We start from the raw sequence: 15,154 nt of genomic DNA, 5'->3' as shown, positions 1-15,154 counted from the left end.
CCCCTTTTTTTATGCGCGGTTATACGATTATAGCCAACGTTCGGCTTTTTTGAAATTCATTCCAATTCAATCTCCAGTTCTCCGACAAACACAGCCTGTCCGGACACAAGGATCTCGATCTCTCCGCTTTCCCTGCGCGAGGCCTCCACTTTGATTCTGCCGCCGCGGCCCATCTCGATTCCCTGCTCGACGACGAATTCGGTCCGTTGTTCGTCCGGTTCCATGTACGTCAGCGCGTACGCGCCCATGACGCCGGTCGCTGTCCCTGTCGCCGGATCTTCGACCATGCCGGAGAACGGCGAAGAGAAATGCCGTGCGTGCATGCGAGCCGCGGGATCGACGGTCTCCATGCAAAAAGGATGCAGCGACGCCCGCGGCTGCTGAGTCAGCACGTCCGGAAACGCGGCGTTGTCGGGCACCATGCGCGAGAACGCCTCCAGCTTCCAGATCGGAATCAGCACGGTCCAGACGCCGGTACTGCCGTAGACGATCGGATAACGGTCGTCCACATCGTCCGCGGACAACCCCATCAGGGCAAGCAGACGGTCCCGATCGCCTTCAAACGGCAGAAAGACCGGGTCGGCCTGACGCATCCGCATGAACAGCGAGTCTTCGCTGCCGCCCGGATCGCGCCGAAGCTCTACCGGCAGCAGTCCGGCCTTCGTCTCGATCATCGCTTCGCTGCGCTCCAGACGTCCCCGCGTATGCAGCGCGTACAGCGACGCCATCGTCGCGTGTCCGCACAGATCCATTTCATGCCCCGGCGTAAAATAGCGCAGCTGCACGTCCGCCGCTTCCGAGCGGCAGACGAACGTCGTCTCGTTGAAGCCGACCTTGGCCGCGATCCGCTGCATCTGCGTATCCGTTAACCCGTCGGCGTCCAGCATGACGCCTGCCGGATTGCCCTGCCCCGGAACGGGCGAGAACGCTTCATAGTGAAAAACCCGAATAGCGGTCATGATTGTGCCTCCTTGAATAAAGTCAGTGTCGCGGCGATGCTCGATTCGACGAACTCGGCATCGGGCCGCGTTTTGATCATGATCGTAAGCCCGATCAGCGCCACGAGCAGCGCATGGGCCAGCGCAGCCGCATCCTGCCCCGGCGCAAGTTCGCCGGAAGACAGCCCCTGCCCGATCCGTTCGCGAAACAACCGGGCCAGGCGCAGCTGATGCTCTTTCGCCCGGGCCGTCCATTCCGGCTCGCGCCGCGCCAGCTCGTCGATCGTCAGGATCGCGAGGCAGCCGAGCATAGGATCGCCGCCCGAACCGCCGGCCGCCAGATCGCGCAGCAGCCCGCCGAAAGCGGCCGCGACCGTGCGTTCCCGGCCCAGCACCTCTTGCACGTAAGCGGCATGTCGATCCATGTACAGATCCAGCGCTTTGCCGAACAGCTCGCGCTTGTCGCCGAAAGCCGCGTACAGGCTTGGCTTGCGGATATTCATCTTCTCGGTCAGATCGCTGAGCGAAGCGGCTTCGTACCCTTTTTCCCAGAATACCCGCATAGCCGCTTCGAGCGCTTCCCGTTCGTCGAACGCACGCGGTCTCATGTTCGTCCTCCTTCTGCCGTGATGCCTGCTCTGTACCGATCAGTATAAAGGAAATTCCGGTCGGTTGGCAAAGGGTTGACAGGACCGGAACGAAGCCGCTATAGTAAGCAGGCGCTCATTACATACCGATCGGTACATAATAAAAACAGAGGAGGCTTCCCATGTCCGTATCCCGTTCTTCGGCAGGGCTGTCCGCGGGAACGGCGCTGCTGCTTGCGGCCGCCTGCGGCCTTGCCGTAGCGAACGTCTATTACGCGCAGCCGCTGCTCGGCCTGCTGGCGGAGCAATTCGGCGTCCCGATCGCCGCGGTCGGCTCGATCGTGACGGTCGTCCAAGTATTCTACGCGCTCGGCCTGCTGCTGATCGTGCCGCTCGGCGATTTGCTAAGCCGGCGGCGCCTGACGGTGATCCTGCTGCTGCTGATTACCGCCGGCCTGCTGGCCGCTGCATGGTCTTCAAGCTTCTTCATGCTGCTGGCCGGGCTCGCGCTGGTCGGGCTGACAGCGGTCGTCACCCAGATTCTCGTCAATTTCGCTTCGGCGCTCGCTGCCGAAGAGCAGCGCGGCCGCATCGTCGGCATCGTCACGAGCGGCGTCGTAATCGGCATTTTGCTGGCCCGTACGTTCGCGGGAGTCATCAGCGACCTGGCAAGCTGGCGCGCGGTCTATGTGGCGTCCTCGCTGCTGACGGCCGCGGCTGCCCTGGCCTTGTCGGCGCTGCTTCCCGCAGACGGCGCCGACAAATCCAGTCTGTCTTACGGACGGCTGCTGCTGTCCGTGCTGCGGTTGTTCAGAGAAGAGAGACTGCTGCGTACGCGCGCGGCATTGGCTTTCTGCGTATTTACCGCGTTTGGCATCCTGTGGACGCCTCTTGCGCTGCCGCTCGGCCAAGCCCCATTCTTCTTGTCCCCGTCGGCTATCGGCGCGTTCGGACTGGCGGGAGCGGCCGGAGCGCTCGGAGCCGTGGGAGCCGGCCGGCTGGCCGACCGGGGCTTGGGCGAACGCACGACCGGCGTCGCCCTGATTCTGCTGCTGCTGTCCTGGCTGCCGATCGGCCTGCTGCACCATTCGCTGGCGCTGCTCGTCGTCGGCATTCTGCTGCTCGATTTCGCGGTGCAGGCTGTCCATGTCACGAACCAGAGCCTGCTGTACGCCGCGCTGCCGGAAGCGCGCGGCCGGCTGACCGGCGCTTATATGACGTTCTATTCGATCGGAAGCGCGCTGGGCGCTTTTGTGTCCACGCGGGCGTACGCCGCTTACGGCTGGACCGGCGTCAGCCTGCTCGGCGCGTGCGTCAGCCTGGCAGGCCTGGCCTTCTGGATCTGCACGCAAACAAGGCGCCGATAAACGGCGCCTTGTTTGCGTGGAGGACCGAAGCGCGGAGCAGGTCAGGCCTGCCGGCCCAGCTCCGCAAGGCGGCTGCGGACGAAGTGCAGCAGCTTCGCTTTTTCCGGCGCGGGGATCGGCTCGACGAGGCGGGCCGCCGCCACGGGCAGCATCCAGCGCTCGATATCCGTAGCGCCGAAGCCCGACAGCTCGGCGTACGTGCGCATGTAGACGCTGCGGAAAATCTCCGCCGCTTCTTCCATGCTGCCTCGCGGGCCGCCCGCTTCCGTGCCGAATCCGAGCAGCAGCAGCGTGCGGGCCGCGTCGTACAGCGGATGGCCGCAGTTCGCGTCGATCCAGTCGATCACGTGCCAGTCTGCCCCGTTCTCCATAATATTGCCCGGGTGAAAATCGCCGTGGCATAACCGGTCGCCGTCCGGAAGCCGCTCAAGCTCCGCCAGAACGGCTTGCCGTTCGTCTTCGCCAAGCTGATCCGTCCAGCCTATGCGCTGTACCAATCTCTCGCGCTGGTGATCTTCAAGCGTATCGGCGGCGCGTGCGTTCAGCTGCACTTGATAGGCCGCGAACTTGCGCGCCGCGTCTTCCGCGGTGTGCGGTTCGCGCTGCAGGCGCGCAAGCAGCGACTCGCCCGGCAGGCGTTCCAGCAGCATTCCCTGCCGGCTGCCGCTTTCGGTCAAGCCGAGCGGCTTGGCCGAAGGCAGCCCCTGCGCGTAGGCCCATTCGCTTTTGACATATTCGGATCGCACGCCCGCTTCCGTGAATCCTTCCCGGAACAACTTCAATATGCGTCCCGCTTCGTCCGTGAAAATCTCGGCGGTTCCTCCTTCGCCGATTCGGTTCCATTCGGTATGCGGCATCTTACTCTCCTCTCCCGCCGGAACGTCCGGTGTCTATCTGCGGTTCGCCGGACGTTCCAGCGCGTACAATTCGTCTTCGATTTGCAGCAGCTTTTCGTTCACTGCCGCTTTGGCGTCCTGAACGCCCTGATTGTACGCATACGGCGCCAATCGCTGCATCATATGGTCGAGCAGCTGCTCCGCGGCGAGACTTCCGATTTCTTCTCCGCGCTCGTCGTAAAAATACTGCTGCAAATCGGCGATCAAGTCATCCTTGTTTTCTTTTGGCAGTCTGATCGGAATCATGGTCTTCTCCTTGCTCCGTTATCGGCGGCTGCCGTCGGGTTTGTTGTGGTGCATGACGATCTGCCGGCTCGGCTTGAACCCGCTGCGTTCGTAATAGTCGCTCAATTTGGCCGAGCAGAACAAACTGACGATTTCGATGCCGACGAGTTCGTGCAGCATCTTGTCCATCATCTGCCGGCCGATGCCCTGTCCGCGGTGCGCGCCCAGGACGACGACGTCTTCCACGTAGGCCCGGTACACGCCGTCGGACACCGCCCGGCAGAAGCCGACGAGCTGCTTGTCTTCCCACGCACCCAGTACGATACCGTGGGCAAGCAGCTTGCGGATCCCGTCTTTCGTACGCTCCGGCCACCAGTCGGCATCCTGGTACAATCGCAGAAGCTGAAGCGGGGGGATCGGTTTTTCCGTATGCCGTTTGATGACGACCATGTATCCGAAACCTCCTTCGTATTCTCGCTTGAATCGCGGTACGGTTTCTTAGACTATGCCCTAAATCAAACGGAAAGTCGAGTCCCGCCGGCTGCATGACCGCCGGATGGTCGACTCGTCGCAGCACACTCCGGTGCCGGCGTTCGAACAAGCGGAAATTGCAAAAAGCCCCGACGCAGACGGTGCGCCGAGGCTTGGCTCCCTATTAGGAAGGCTTGTTCGCGTTACGGTTCGATCGGCTTGACCATGCCCGGATCGGCGATCAACGACAGCGCGCCTTCGTCCAGGCAGCCGTACCAGACGTCCGAATAATAATCCATGATCAGCAGGTCGTCTCCGCACAGGTAGAAGGAATGGGAAGGCTCTTTGAACACGTAATGGCCGTCCAGCCAGAGCGGATGCAGCGTGTCGCGGAACACCGTCGGGTCAAGAGCGCCGTCCAGCTTGCCGAAAAAGCGGCTGCCGAAGACCAGTTCCTGCAGGCAGAACGTCGTCATGAAATGGGTCAGCGACGGACAGACCACTTCGCTGCCTTGCAGATGATCGTCCCACAGCTGCGCTGCGTTGCTGTAGACGGGCGAATCGTCGCGGCCGGCGTCTACCTCGCAGCTCCAACTGCCCTGATTTTCGAGCAGGAACGTAATTTGGCCGGCTTGGCGCTGCAGCTCGGAAGCATCCAGCCACATATCCTGCGTCTCGAACAGCTTCGGACGGATGCTGCCCGGCTGCAGGCCGGCGGCAAAAGACGGATTCGGCCAACGGCCGGCAAACGCGTAAAAATCTTGCAAAGCGGCCGGCAGATCGGCCGGAATCTCTTCGCGGCGAAGTCCGTATTCGGGTCTGGCGGGTCCGGCCCATTTGCAAATAAAGGCTTTCAACCGCTCCATTGTTTGTTCATTGTCCGGAATCAACATATGAATTCCCCTTTGATATGTAATGATGAAATAGGCGAGTAGGCTGTATGCAGGGTGGTAGCGATCGAGCCGATCCCAGACTTTTTGGGTGTTCCAGCTTTATGTACCCTCATTTTATCGGTAAACGCTTCTATCGATAAGCCCACTCTTTCCTATTTCTTCCGTTTTGCCTACGATCCCGGATGCGAAGTTAGTCCCATTCACGAATCGTTTTCGATCGAACAGCAAAAACAAGGACGTGCGGGGCGCACGTCCTTGCCGGTCGGGCCTTTTACCACTTGGTTTCGATAAAGCGGTCGCGGCCGGATTGCTCGCGGTCTTCTTTGTAATGCTTCGGATTTTTTTTGTGGTAATCCTGGTGGTAATCTTCGGCTTCGTAGAAATCCTGTGCCGGCAAAATTTCGGTCGCGATCGGCTTGTCGAAGCGTCCGCTGTCCGCCAGCGCCTGCCGGGAAGCGAGCGCGGCCTGCTGCTGTTCTTCGTTATGGAAAAAGACGGCCGGCTTGTACTGCGTGCCCCGGTCCTGGAACTGGCCTTCGCCGTCCGTCGGGTCCGTCTGCGGCCAGTACAGCTCCAGCAGCCGCTCGTACGGGAAAACGTCCGGTTCGAACGTGACCTGCACCACTTCGTAATGTCCGGTCGTGCCGGTCTTGACCTGCTCGTACGTCGGATTCTCTACCGTGCCGCCCATATATCCGGACACGATGCCGCGAATGCCCGGCAGTTCTTCGAACGGCGTCACCATGCACCAGAAGCAGCCGCCGGCGAACGTCGCTTTTTCGATCTTGTTTTCGCACGCGTTTCGTGCGAAGCCTTGAGGGTCTTGGTTCATTGTCGAGGTCTCTCCTTCGTCATTCCAGATTGTCACTCGGCGGAAGGCACGAGCGTAAAGTTCGGCTTGATCTCGCCGATCCGTTCTTTGCGCGCGTTCAGGACCGGCGCATGTACGTATTCGTCCAACTGCGCGAACTGCTCCGGCGTGCCGATGCCGAGCTGCTTCAGCACGTCCATCGCCGCGACGAAAGTGGCGCGTTCGCTGCCGTCTTCGACTTTGACGGCGATCCCGATACCAAGATCGGCCACGCCGATACACTGCACGCCTTCCGCGCCGACCTTCGACACCAGATTGCCGCCGAACACTGTCATCAGGTCGGTATCGAAGCGATGTCGGCCCGCTACCATCTCGGGCCGGTTCGTCATGCCGCGTCGGATACGGTTCAATGCTTCCGCGCGCGGCGCGGCCACGGTCCCTTCCGGCTTCGCCAGCCGGGCAAAGCCGAGAGCGGCGGCGCTCAGCGGCAGGCGATGCACGGGCACGCCGCATCCGTCTACGCCGATCCCGATCTCTTCGGCCGGCACGCCGCAAATATCGGCGATGACCGACAGGATGCGCTGCTGGTGCGGATGGTCGGTCTCCCGGTACGTGCCGAGGTCTTCGCCCAAATGCCGCGCCGTCAGCAGCATGCCGGAATGCTTGCCGGAACAGTTGCTGAACACCGGCGTCAGTTCCCGTCCTTCCCGGATCAATTCCCGGTAGCTCTCGCTATCGCGCGGAATATGCGTGCCGCATTGCAGATACTCTTCGGACAGCTCGGCGCGGGACAAGACGTCCAGCACCGTATGGCGGTGGATCGGCTCTCCGCTGTGCGACGCGCAGCTGAGCGAGATTTCGGCGTCGCCGTATCCGTAGGCGTCCGCCGCACCGGATTCGATCAGCGGCACCGCCTGGAACGGCTTCATCGACGAGCGCGGAAACGTCAGCCGCTGCGGATCGCCGACGGCATGCAGCAGACGACCGCTCCGATCGACGACCGCCGCGTGAATGACATGGTTGCTTTCTACATAGGAGCCCCGGGTAACTTGTACGTCCTGCGACATCGGTTGATCTCTTCTTTCTATATATAGTGGATGGTTTCGATAGAGCGGATTATTTCGCCAATTCGTAAATGGCCCGCGCGTAAATGGCGGTTGCTTTCAGCAAATCGTCGATTTCGATATATTCGTCCGCTTGATGGGCCGTCATCTCTTTGCCCGGGAAGCAGGCTCCGAACGCGACGCCTTTTTGCATGAATTTGGCATAGGTGGCGCCGCCGGTCGTGAGCAGCGTCGGCTCTTCGCCGGTCATTTCCGCATAAGCGGTCTGCAGCGCTTTGATGACCGGTTCGCTCGGGTCCACGTAATGCGAAGACGCTTCGCGCACGTCGGAGATCCGGTAGTCGAACCCGTCGACGCATTCTTCGAGGCGGGCTTTGATCCAGCCGTAATCGGCCGAGACCGGACAGCGCGCCGTGAGGCCGATCTGCGTCTCGCCTTCGCCGAAGCCGAACGAGATCACGCCCGGATTGACCGTCAGCGGGCCGGTAATATCGTCGCTGCACGCTATGCCGATCTTTTCTCCGTGGAAATCTTCGTGCAGCGCGTTCAACAGATCGATAAACGCTTTGCCTTCCGGCTGGAACGAAGCGTCCTTGAGGAACAGCGCAAGCGTCGTACCCGCGTTGACCCCGCTCGCCGGTTCCGATCCGTGCGCCGATACGCCGGTCAGGGTAAACATGGCCTGCCCCGCATTGATCTCGGCTTCGCCCGTAACCCGGTGTTCCCGGCAGAAGTCTTCGAACGCTTCGACCAGCGGACGGATATCGCCGCTCAGCACCGCATGCGCGCGTTCCGGCACCATGTTGATCCGCAGTCCCGATTCGAACGATTCCAGCTTCACGAGCGACTTCGTTTCTTTGGGCAGGCGCTTCGGCACGAGCGTCGGGTTAAACTGCCCTTTTTCCGCGTAGATCATCGGGAACTCGGCGTCCGGCGCGAATCCGACCTTCGGCATCGTTTCCTGCTCCGCGTAATGGCGCATGCAGCTCATGCCGCTTTCTTCGTCGGTGCCGAAAATGAGGCGGACGTTTTTGGTCAGCGGAAGGCCAAGCTCCTGCACGATCTTGAGCCCGTACAAGGCGGCGATCGTCGGCCCTTTGTCGTCGATCGCGCCGCGCGCGTACAGCTTGCCGGCGCGAATCGAAGGCTCGAACGGGGGACTGGTCCACGTACCGGTCGCCGGCACGACGTCCACGTGGCCGAGAATGCCGACCGTCGTCTCCGGATCGAAATTGCCGTACTGCGCGTGCCCGGCGTAACCGTCCACGTTTTTGACGTCCAGTCCCATTTGCTCCGTTAATTCCAGCATGTAGTCGAGCGCTTCCGCAATCGCGGCTCCCATCGGACGCTTGCGCGACATCGTGGCCGGATCTTTGACGCTTTGGATTCTAAGCAGGCCGTCCAGATCGCGCAGCAGGTCTTCCCGCCGGGCTTCCGCTTCTTTTTGCCAATCGATCATCTTTCCTTGCCTCCTCATGGATTCTTGCCGTCTGTCGATCTATAAGATTCGCTTTTTATTTTACCACTATTTTATTCCGATTGCCGAATACGCCGCTCCGCCTCATGCAGCAGCTCCGACAGCCGTTTGGCGTCGATCGGTTTGTTCATGTATTCGTCCATGCCGGCGTCCAGGCAGCGCTGCCGGTCGCCCTGCATCGCGTTCGCGGTAACCGCGACGATATACGGACTGCCCCACTCCGGCGGCTGTTCGCGAATACGCCGCACCGCTTCGAATCCGTCCATCCGCGGCATGCGCACGTCCATCAAGATGACGTCGTAGCGTCTTCGGGCCACGGCTTCCACCGCTTCCTGGCCGTCGCGGGCCAGATCGGATTCGTAGCCGAGGCGGCCGAGCAGCCGTTCCATCACCAGCTGATTGACCCGGTTGTCTTCGGCGACGAGCACGCGCAAAGCGACCGGCTGCTTCGCCGGAAGAGGCAGCGACGCCAGGTCGTCCGCAGGGCGCTGATCGAAGTCCGGCAGGGTCGCCTCGATCGTAAAATGGAACACCGAGCCTTCGCCCGGTTTGGAACGGACCCCGATTTCGCCGTCCATTAGCTCGATCAGCCGCTTCGTAATCGCCAGGCCGAGTCCGCTTCCTTCGGACTTGCGCGTCATGAAATTGTCCAGCTGGTAAAAAGGATCGAACAGATACTGCGTCTGCTCCTGCGGAATGCCCACGCCGGTATCCCGAATACGGAACACGAGGCGAAGATGCCCTTCCCGCTCACTTCGCTCGCTGTCGACCGAGACGAATACGCCGCCTTTTTCCGTGTATTTGATCGCGTTTCCGACCAGATTGATCAAAATCCGGCGCAGCTTGTTGGGATCCGAGACGACGATGTCCGGCACGCGCGGCGCTACCGACAAGCCCAATTCCAGCTGTTTGTCCCTGGCATCGGCCAGCAGAATATCGAACGACCGCGCCACGTCCTCGCGCAGGTTCATCGGTTCGTTTTGCAGTTCGGTCTTGCCCGCTTCGATCTTGGAAAAGTCGAGGATGTCATTGACGATCCCGAGCAGCGAATCGCCGCTGCGGCGGATCACTTCCACGTACTCGCGCTGTTCGTCGTTCAATCCGTCGGTCTCCAGCAGCAGCTGCGTCAGCGCGATGACCCCGTTCATCGGCGTGCGGATCTCGTGGCTCATCACCGCCAGAAATTCGCTTTTGGCCTGGTTCATCTCTTCGGCCGTCTGCTTCTCGATCAACAGCCGCTTGTGTTCGGTAATGTCTTTGGCCAAAACGTAGCAGCCGACGCGTTCGCCGCCGACGATGATCGGAGCGGTCGAAGTCAGCACTTCGGACTCGCTTCCGTCGGCGCGCCGGATCCGGATCGAAGGATGGACGGTCTCGTCGCCGATCGCCGCTTCGCGCAAAATGTCTTCCAGCGTCCCTTCGGACATCCACTCGGCGAACAGACGGCCGATCATGTCTTCGGTCTTCAATCCCGTCAGGTTCTGCGCCGCCGGATTCGTGTTGATGACCCGCCCTTCCCGATCGATCGAAAAGACGGCGTCGTGGTTATGCTTCTTCAGCGACGTGTACCGTTCGATCGACTCCCGCAGCCGGCGATCCGAATTGCGGAAATCGGTAATGTCGCGATAGATGATCGCGCAGCCCGCCGGCTTGTCGGCGTCGCCGAGCGCGAACGAGGTCAGCAGCAGGTCGAGCGGTTCGCCGATCCGGGTTCGGGCCGTCGCTTCGATCTGCCTGGCCCGGCCGATCCCGATGCCCGACTCCTCCGCCGCCTCTTTGACGGACGGCAGGTCCAGCCAATGGTCCGTCACGCCGTGCAGGCCGATCCGTTCCCGCAGCTGCCGTTCGCCGCGCCCGACGAATTCCGCGGCGGGCCAGCCGAATATCCGCTCGAAAGCTTCGTTGACTTTGACCAGCCGGCCCTCTTCGTCGAACAACGCGACCGGATCGAGATTGTTCGCGATAATCCGCTCCAACTGCCGGGCGCTCGCTTCCAAACGCTCCTGTGCGTCGAGTTGGAGCTCTTCCTGTTCGCGCTGCGCGGACAACGAAGGAAACAAAGCGCCGGCGCTCCGGCCGGACAGATCCGTGTCGGAGAGCTCGTCGTCGGTCATGATATAGTCATGGCTTCTCAGCAGCTTGATCTGAAGCGCGGCGCTGAGCGAGCCGCTGCGGTAAGCGCACACCGACAGCAACCCGGCATTGTGCACCGTCCGTTCGGACAGTTCTTCGAAATGTTCCAGTTCGCTCTCGACGCTGTGCTCGCTGTCCCAGGCGATTTGCGCCCACGTCCGCATACCGCCCGTGTTCCCTTCGTAAGGCGCCAGCAGTTCCCCGGAATGCTTCACGACCGTTTTGTAATCGAAGCTGCCGTGCGAAGCGTAGAACTCGTCCGCGTCCACGTAGACGATCCGCGCCCGTTCTTCTTCGCTCAGCGCCGGCTCCGCGAGTGCCCGAATAGACCCGAGCTGCTCTTGGTGGTCGATCATAATCGTCAACCCGCCGCCCTGTGCGCCCGAGACCGCATAGGCGGCCGCATTGCGCGCATACTGGTCGGCATCGTCGTACAAATATAAAATATGTCCGCCCGCAGACACATTGACCATCCGGTTCAGTTCCATGATGCGTTCACTCATTGTGTCCTCCGCGATTTGTGTAAAATTTTAGTTTCTTCTATTATACGACAAAGGAATCGACGAAAGACGACGAAATCCTCTGCCAGCCTGTTAAAAATACGCATAAAAAAAGACCCGAATCCTCTGCCGAAGCATTGAATACGGGTCTCGTCCTTAGTGATGCGGTCGAGAGGACTCGAACCTCCACGGGGGTTAGCCCACACGGACCTGAACCGTGCGCGTCTGCCAATTCCGCCACGACCGCTCATTCACATTGTCGCCTGCTAGCAGCGACAAGATAGATCATAGCATGCCCCCGCCGCGCAAGTCAATCTTTTTCAAAAAAAGATCCGGTGTTCGCTTGCGCCCGTACATACGTTCGGTTATAATAAAAACAGAACATAAGTTCCTACAAGGTGGTGAAGCGCATGACCGCTGTACAGACGACGCGCGACGAACTTTCGCTGATCAAGAGCTATCTGCTGCTGACGCATATTCTAAAAGTTTTCGAGAACGATGCCAAGAAACTGGAGTCCGACTCCCCGATGCAGGCTTCTCCTTTATATACCGAAATGATTCGCGGCGCTTCCCGATGCGCGGCCGTGCTGCTGTCCGGCGTACGGAAAGAATTCAAGAAACGCCATATCCGGATCTGCGAAGTCAGACATACCGAACGCGGCGTCGATACCGATTACCTCTGCCGGGGACTGCACGGCACGCTGCATATCGACGACGAGCCTTTCCGGCGCGAATCCGACCTCAGAATGCGGGCGTATATGGGTCTGGAAGTCGCTCCGATCGTGACCGATTCCGGCCGTCAATCCGCGCCGCCGGTCCGCCCCTACAGCGGACGCCCCGCTGCCGGAAGCAGCAGCCCGAACCCGGCTTCCCGTCCGCCTCACACCGGAAGATACGCGTAAATTTGTCCCCCTCTCTCCCCTGAGCCGGTCTCCAGCGCCTCCCCCGGCATGCGGACGGCCCACCGGGATTCATATATTCATATCAGATTTGCATCACGCATCATTGAATAAAGCCCGCTATATCCGGTACGTACCGGATACGGCGGGCTTTTTCGATTGGCTTATTCCGCTGTCTTATTCCGACACGTCCGGCCGGGGCTCGGCAGCAGCGTCTGCCGGGTTCCCGGAACTTGCGGAATCTTCGGCCAGCAGGTCGATCCGTTCTTCTTTGGAAGGCTGGATGACGTAATTGCGATCGAGCTTGACGACGTTGCGGTTGGGACGCCGGATCAGCACCTGCTTATCGTCCCAGGCCACGACGATGCCGCGAATATCGTTTTCTTTGAGACCGTCGCGCACGACCCGGACTTTTTCGCCGGAGATCCGAAATGCGTTTAATTGTTCGTCGCTGAGCATGGTGATGCCTCCTTCGGTATGGGGGTGGACAATCGGCAAAACGGCCGCCAATCGAAAAATCCCGCTCGCGCAGCAGGCGCGAACGGGACGGTCTGAAGAGCGGCGTGACAATCTCGGAATCGGACGGAATCGATGTTAACGCTGGGCGTGTTCTTTCGAATCCGTATTCTCGAACCAGAAGTCGAGCACTTTGGCCGACATGACGCGCTGTTCGATATATTCGACCTGCTGCGGCGTGAACTCTTCTCTCCACGGGAAAGACAGTTCTTCGCACAGATCGGCAAGCGTAAGAAGTTCGGACCACGCTACGTATCGCTTGTACCAGAAAAATTGCGGATGTTCGATCATATAGGGATAAAGGTCATCAAATTCCGTATGCTTGCAGTCGAGTGCTCGCTCGAAATGCACCTTGGCCTCGTTGACTTTTTTGATGAAAAATTCGCTGTTTACCGCTTGATCGCTCATTTTACTCTTCCTCCTCTCCCTACTTACCATACATTATACGTAACATTATCGGAGGGGTAAAGCGGGAAGTTTAGCTTTTGTCCAAATTCCCTCAGTCCGCAAAAACGACTCCGTCTTCGCCCAGCGACTGGATACGCACGAGCGATTCCACCCGGATTCCCTGGTCCCGCAGACTCTGCGCGCCGGACTGGAAACATTTTTCCACGACGATGCCCGCGCCCACGAGCGTCGCTTCACCCGAATGGATAATCTTGACGAGGCCGCGCGCGGCGTCGCCGTTCGCGATAATGTCGTCAATCAACAAAATCCGGTCTTCTTTTTTAATAAACCGTTTGGGCAGCATCAAATCGGTGACGATTCCTTTTGTAAAAGAAGGCACGCGTTCCACGTAGGAATCCGGGTCGGCCAGCAGCGTTTTTTTGCGGCGCGCGAACACCATCGGCACGCCAAGCTCCAACGCGACGGCAAAAGCGACCGCGATACCGGACGATTCCACCGTAACGACTTTGGTCACCTGCTCCGAAGCGAAGCGCGACGCGAAAGCCCGCCCCATGTCCATCGTCAGGGCCGGATCGACCTGATGATTCAAGATCGCGTCCAGCTTCAGCACCTGCTGCGAGGCGATTACGCCTTCGCTTTTGATCCGTTCTTTTAACTCTTCCACAGCCTCAATCCTCCCGATTCGGCATTTTCACGCGTTTTCGTAAAAATAGCATTTTGTTTATCTTTTTTCAAGGTCACGCGTCATGTCATCCCTGTATCCGCCCGGCGAAGTCCGTTACAAACTGCGGCTGCCGCGGCCTTCGTAACTGAGGTACATGCGCTTGAGTTCGATCGCCGCCCGGTCGAGCGAATAATGCGATTTGGCTTTTTCGCAGGCGGTCCGGGCCAGTTCGTAGCGGTAGGCCGGATCGCCGATCACCTGCTCCAGCGCGTCGGCCAGCGCCGCCGGATCGTCCGGCGGAACGAGCAGCCCGTTCACGCCGTGCTCGATCTGCTCGGGCACGCCGCCGACGCTCGTTCCGACGAGCGCCAGGCAGCAGAGCGCCGCTTCGGCGAACACCGAACCGAACGCTTCCGCCCGCGAAGGCAGCACGAAAATATCGAAAAACGGCATAAACTCTTCCGGATGAAGCGTATACCCATAGAAAATCGTATTATCGTACACGCCCAAGTCCTGCGCCAACCGTTCCAGCTCTTCGCGCGACGGCCCGTCGCCGATCACGTGCAGCACGTACGGACAATCCCGCTCCTTGAGCAGCGCGCAAGCCTGCAGCAGCACGTCCAGCCCTTTGGCGGGTACGAGGCGGCAGACCGTCATCAGCTGCGGTAATTCGTTCTCGTGCGGCACCGGCTTGAAGCGGCGTTCGTCGTACCCGTTCGGCATGATGCGAATCCGGTCGGCATGCTCGATATGCGGAGCCATGTACCGGCGGAACGCTTCGGACACCGTGATCAGCCGATCGGTTCTGGCTTCAAGCTCGCGATAGATCGACAGCAGGAAACGATGTTCCGGACTGCCTTCTTCGATCTTGCCGTTCAGGATCAGCTCGCGCTCGTAACTGGAGTGGATCGTTTGCAGCACCGGCGTATCCGGAAAAGCCGTCTTCATCGCAAGCGCGGCGATCGGATGGTGCGCATGGATCAGATCATACGGCTTTTGCAGCCGCAGCCGCGTCCACCACAAATAATCGCGGTACGTTTGCATATATTTTTGCACGATCGGACGGTCCGCGTACTGCGTCCAATCGAAAGTTTCGAACACAATGTCTTCTCGTCCTTTGCCCCGAATACGCTTGGGCAGCGAGAACACTTCCATCTCCCAGCGGGCCGAAGAAAACTTCTCCTGCAGATGCGGGATCATCGATGATACGCCCCCCGGCTGTTCGGGCGGAAAAAATAATGCTTGCAGCAATCTCACAGCCAGTCTCCCCTTCCGCCTCGCACGTTCTTTCTCCTGATGATAGCC

Annotated in this window: 16 protein-coding genes and 1 tRNA gene; 2 read left to right on the top strand and 15 right to left on the bottom strand. The window is 60.0% G+C overall.

The genetic code is table 11. From position 1 onward, the window contains the following. Positions 1-56: 56 nt before the first annotated feature. Positions 57-959 carry a PhzF family phenazine biosynthesis protein gene (locus tag FFV09_RS18795; RefSeq protein WP_141449249.1) on the bottom strand — a complete coding sequence of 301 codons (903 nt, stop codon included), beginning with the start codon at positions 957-959 and terminating at the stop codon, positions 57-59. After that, positions 956-1,546 carry a TetR/AcrR family transcriptional regulator gene (locus FFV09_RS18790; protein WP_141449248.1) on the bottom strand — a complete coding sequence of 197 codons (591 nt, stop codon included), beginning with the start codon at positions 1,544-1,546 and terminating at the stop codon, positions 956-958. The genes FFV09_RS18795 and FFV09_RS18790 overlap by 4 nt, the downstream gene beginning before the upstream one ends. A 161-nt stretch (positions 1,547-1,707) precedes the next feature. Here FFV09_RS18790 and FFV09_RS18785 point away from each other — a divergent pair, with 161 nt between their 5' ends. After that, positions 1,708-2,892 carry an MFS transporter gene (locus FFV09_RS18785; RefSeq protein WP_141449247.1) on the top strand — a complete coding sequence of 395 codons (1,185 nt, stop codon included), beginning with the start codon at positions 1,708-1,710 and terminating at the stop codon, positions 2,890-2,892. Between the two features lie 41 nt (positions 2,893-2,933). On the opposite strand, the gene FFV09_RS18780 is transcribed toward FFV09_RS18785, so the two are convergent. From FFV09_RS18780 to FFV09_RS18740, 9 genes are all read right to left on the bottom strand, one after another. Next, the gene (locus FFV09_RS18780) at positions 2,934-3,749 is read right to left on the bottom strand and encodes a phosphotransferase (RefSeq protein ID WP_141449246.1); all 816 of its coding nucleotides are present in this window, start codon (positions 3,747-3,749) and stop codon (positions 2,934-2,936) included. A gap of 33 nt (positions 3,750-3,782) precedes the next feature. Beyond that, complete coding sequence (locus FFV09_RS18775; RefSeq protein WP_141449245.1) at positions 3,783-4,034, bottom strand: DUF2164 domain-containing protein; 252 nt, start codon at positions 4,032-4,034, stop codon at positions 3,783-3,785. 18 nt (positions 4,035-4,052) lie between these two features. Continuing rightward, positions 4,053-4,463 carry a GNAT family N-acetyltransferase gene (locus FFV09_RS18770; protein WP_141449244.1) on the bottom strand — a complete coding sequence of 137 codons (411 nt, stop codon included), beginning with the start codon at positions 4,461-4,463 and terminating at the stop codon, positions 4,053-4,055. Positions 4,464-4,687: 224 nt separating this feature from the next. After that, positions 4,688-5,377 (bottom strand): hypothetical protein, encoded by a 690-nt coding sequence (locus tag FFV09_RS18765; RefSeq protein ID WP_141449243.1) that lies wholly within the window; start codon positions 5,375-5,377, stop codon positions 4,688-4,690. A gap of 271 nt (positions 5,378-5,648) precedes the next feature. Beyond that, a complete protein-coding gene (gene msrA, locus FFV09_RS18760; RefSeq protein ID WP_141450540.1) occupies positions 5,649-6,161 on the bottom strand; it encodes a peptide-methionine (S)-S-oxide reductase MsrA in 513 nt (170 codons plus the stop codon). Between the two features lie 80 nt (positions 6,162-6,241). Continuing rightward, entirely contained in the window at positions 6,242-7,255 is a 1,014-nt protein-coding gene (locus FFV09_RS18755; protein WP_141449242.1) for an asparaginase, read from the bottom strand. Positions 7,256-7,304: 49 nt separating this feature from the next. Beyond that, the gene (gene pepV, locus FFV09_RS18750) at positions 7,305-8,711 is read right to left on the bottom strand and encodes a dipeptidase PepV (protein WP_141449241.1); all 1,407 of its coding nucleotides are present in this window, start codon (positions 8,709-8,711) and stop codon (positions 7,305-7,307) included. 71 nt (positions 8,712-8,782) lie between these two features. Then, positions 8,783-11,365, bottom strand: coding sequence for a PAS domain S-box protein (locus FFV09_RS18745; protein ID WP_141449240.1), 2,583 nt, complete (start codon positions 11,363-11,365; stop codon positions 8,783-8,785). A gap of 160 nt (positions 11,366-11,525) precedes the next feature. Beyond that, positions 11,526-11,609 (bottom strand) — tRNA-Leu (locus FFV09_RS18740). Between the two features lie 163 nt (positions 11,610-11,772). On the opposite strand from FFV09_RS18740, the gene FFV09_RS18735 reads away from it, so the two are divergent. Then, positions 11,773-12,264 (top strand): YhjD family protein, encoded by a 492-nt coding sequence (locus FFV09_RS18735; protein ID WP_141449239.1) that lies wholly within the window; start codon positions 11,773-11,775, stop codon positions 12,262-12,264. A 174-nt stretch (positions 12,265-12,438) separates the two neighbouring features. On the opposite strand, the gene FFV09_RS24240 is transcribed toward FFV09_RS18735, so the two are convergent. The 4 genes from FFV09_RS24240 to FFV09_RS18715 all read right to left on the bottom strand — a co-directional run bounded on the left by FFV09_RS24240 (position 12,439) and on the right by FFV09_RS18715 (position 15,106). Next, complete coding sequence (locus FFV09_RS24240; RefSeq protein ID WP_141449238.1) at positions 12,439-12,720, bottom strand: hypothetical protein; 282 nt, start codon at positions 12,718-12,720, stop codon at positions 12,439-12,441. 135 nt (positions 12,721-12,855) lie between these two features. Next, positions 12,856-13,185 (bottom strand): hypothetical protein, encoded by a 330-nt coding sequence (locus FFV09_RS18725; RefSeq protein WP_141449237.1) that lies wholly within the window; start codon positions 13,183-13,185, stop codon positions 12,856-12,858. A 91-nt stretch (positions 13,186-13,276) separates the two neighbouring features. Further along, complete coding sequence (locus tag FFV09_RS18720; RefSeq protein ID WP_141449236.1) at positions 13,277-13,849, bottom strand: xanthine phosphoribosyltransferase; 573 nt, start codon at positions 13,847-13,849, stop codon at positions 13,277-13,279. A gap of 114 nt (positions 13,850-13,963) precedes the next feature. Then, positions 13,964-15,106, bottom strand: a complete 1,143-nt coding sequence (locus FFV09_RS18715; RefSeq protein ID WP_141449235.1) for a glycosyltransferase family 4 protein — start codon at positions 15,104-15,106, stop codon at positions 13,964-13,966. Positions 15,107-15,154: the final 48 nt, after the last annotated feature.

Source organism: Saccharibacillus brassicae, from assembly GCF_006542275.1.
GTDB lineage: Bacteria > Bacillota > Bacilli > Paenibacillales > Paenibacillaceae > Saccharibacillus > Saccharibacillus brassicae.
This window is presented reverse-complemented; position numbering and strand designations above follow the sequence as displayed.

Coding starts and splice junctions, on each gene's coding strand:
- FFV09_RS18795 (WP_141449249.1), bottom strand. CDS start 959: ATGACCGCTATTCGGGTTTTTCACTATGAAGCGTTCTCGCCCGTTCCG.
- FFV09_RS18790 (WP_141449248.1), bottom strand. CDS start 1,546: ATGAGACCGCGTGCGTTCGACGAACGGGAAGCGCTCGAAGCGGCTATG.
- FFV09_RS18785 (WP_141449247.1), top strand. CDS start 1,708: ATGTCCGTATCCCGTTCTTCGGCAGGGCTGTCCGCGGGAACGGCGCTG.
- FFV09_RS18780 (WP_141449246.1), bottom strand. CDS start 3,749: ATGCCGCATACCGAATGGAACCGAATCGGCGAAGGAGGAACCGCCGAG.
- FFV09_RS18775 (WP_141449245.1), bottom strand. CDS start 4,034: ATGATTCCGATCAGACTGCCAAAAGAAAACAAGGATGACTTGATCGCC.
- FFV09_RS18770 (WP_141449244.1), bottom strand. CDS start 4,463: ATGGTCGTCATCAAACGGCATACGGAAAAACCGATCCCCCCGCTTCAG.
- FFV09_RS18765 (WP_141449243.1), bottom strand. CDS start 5,377: ATGTTGATTCCGGACAATGAACAAACAATGGAGCGGTTGAAAGCCTTT.
- FFV09_RS18755 (WP_141449242.1), bottom strand. CDS start 7,255: ATGTCGCAGGACGTACAAGTTACCCGGGGCTCCTATGTAGAAAGCAAC.
- pepV (WP_141449241.1), bottom strand. CDS start 8,711: ATGATCGATTGGCAAAAAGAAGCGGAAGCCCGGCGGGAAGACCTGCTG.
- FFV09_RS18745 (WP_141449240.1), bottom strand. CDS start 11,365: ATGAGTGAACGCATCATGGAACTGAACCGGATGGTCAATGTGTCTGCG.
- FFV09_RS18735 (WP_141449239.1), top strand. CDS start 11,773: ATGACCGCTGTACAGACGACGCGCGACGAACTTTCGCTGATCAAGAGC.
- FFV09_RS24240 (WP_141449238.1), bottom strand. CDS start 12,720: ATGCTCAGCGACGAACAATTAAACGCATTTCGGATCTCCGGCGAAAAA.
- FFV09_RS18725 (WP_141449237.1), bottom strand. CDS start 13,185: ATGAGCGATCAAGCGGTAAACAGCGAATTTTTCATCAAAAAAGTCAAC.